Origin of the sequence: Paracoccus sp. SSK6 (genome assembly GCF_039770665.1) — a bacterium.
Classification (GTDB): Bacteria; Pseudomonadota; Alphaproteobacteria; order Rhodobacterales; family Rhodobacteraceae; genus Paracoccus.
This window is the reverse complement of sequence record NZ_JBDPNJ010000079.1, coordinates 1-1,307: the sequence shown is the minus strand read 5'-3', so window position 1 is coordinate 1,307 and position 1,307 is coordinate 1. Positions and strand designations below refer to the sequence as shown.

Annotated in this window: 1 protein-coding gene; it reads left to right on the top strand. The window is 65.6% G+C overall.

Features of this window, described 5'->3' with window-relative positions; genetic code table 11:
- A partial coding sequence (gene tuf, locus AAIL68_RS17410) for an elongation factor Tu (protein ID WP_347141049.1) occupies positions 1-1,176 on the top strand: 1,176 nt, incomplete at its 5' end.
- Positions 1,177-1,307: the final 131 nt, after the last annotated feature.

The following is a 1,307-nucleotide window of genomic DNA, read 5'->3' as shown; positions in this document are numbered from 1 at the left end:
ATGGCAAAGGCAAAGTTTGAACGGACGAAACCGCACGTCAACATTGGCACGATTGGTCACGTTGACCACGGCAAGACGACGCTGACGGCTGCGATCACGAAGTATTTCGGCGAATTCCGCGCCTATGACCAGATCGACGGCGCGCCGGAGGAAAAGGCGCGCGGGATCACCATCTCGACGGCGCATGTGGAATACGAATCGGCCAACCGGCACTATGCCCATGTGGACTGCCCCGGCCACGCCGACTACGTGAAGAACATGATCACGGGCGCGGCGCAGATGGACGGCGCGATCCTGGTGGTGAACGCCGCCGACGGCCCGATGCCGCAGACGCGCGAGCACATCCTGCTGGGCCGCCAGGTGGGCATCCCCTTCATGGTCGTCTACCTGAACAAGGTGGACCAGGTCGATGACGAGGAGCTGCTGGAGCTGGTCGAGATGGAGGTGCGCGAGCTTCTGTCCTCCTACGACTATCCGGGCGACGACATTCCGATCGTCAAGGGCTCGGCCCTGGCCGCTCTGGAAGGCCGCGACCCCGAGATCGGCGAGAACTCGATCCGCGCGCTGATCGCCGCCGTGGACGAGTACATCCCGACCCCCGAGCGGGCGGTGGACCAGCCCTTCCTGATGCCCATCGAGGACGTGTTCTCGATCTCGGGCCGCGGCACGGTCGTGACCGGCCGGGTTGAGCGCGGCGCGGTGAACGTCGGCGACGAACTGGAGATCGTGGGCATCCGCGACACCCGCAAGACCACCTGCACGGGCGTCGAGATGTTCCGCAAGCTCTTGGACCGCGGGGAAGCGGGCGACAACATCGGCGCGCTCTTGCGCGGCGTGGACCGTGACGGCGTGGAGCGTGGCCAGGTGCTGTGCAAGCCGGGTTCGGTCAAGCCGCACACCCACTTCGAGGCCGAGGCCTATATCCTGACCAAGGAGGAAGGCGGCCGCCACACGCCGTTCTTCGCCAACTACCGTCCGCAGTTCTACTTCCGCACCACGGACGTGACCGGCACGGTGAAGCTGCCCGAGGGCACCGAGATGGTGATGCCGGGCGACAACCTGAAGTTCGAGGTCGAGCTGATCGCCCCGATCGCGATGGAAGAAAAGCTGCGCTTCGCCATCCGCGAAGGCGGCCGCACCGTCGGCGCCGGCGTGGTCTCGAAGATCCTGAAGTGATCGGGTGAGGCGGGTGTGGCGGGGGAAACCCCACCCTACGCCGAAGCCCCGTAGGGTGGGGTAAAACCCCACCATACGACCCAAGCATCAAGGGCCGCTCCCGCAAAGGGGGCGGCCTTTTTTCATGGGGC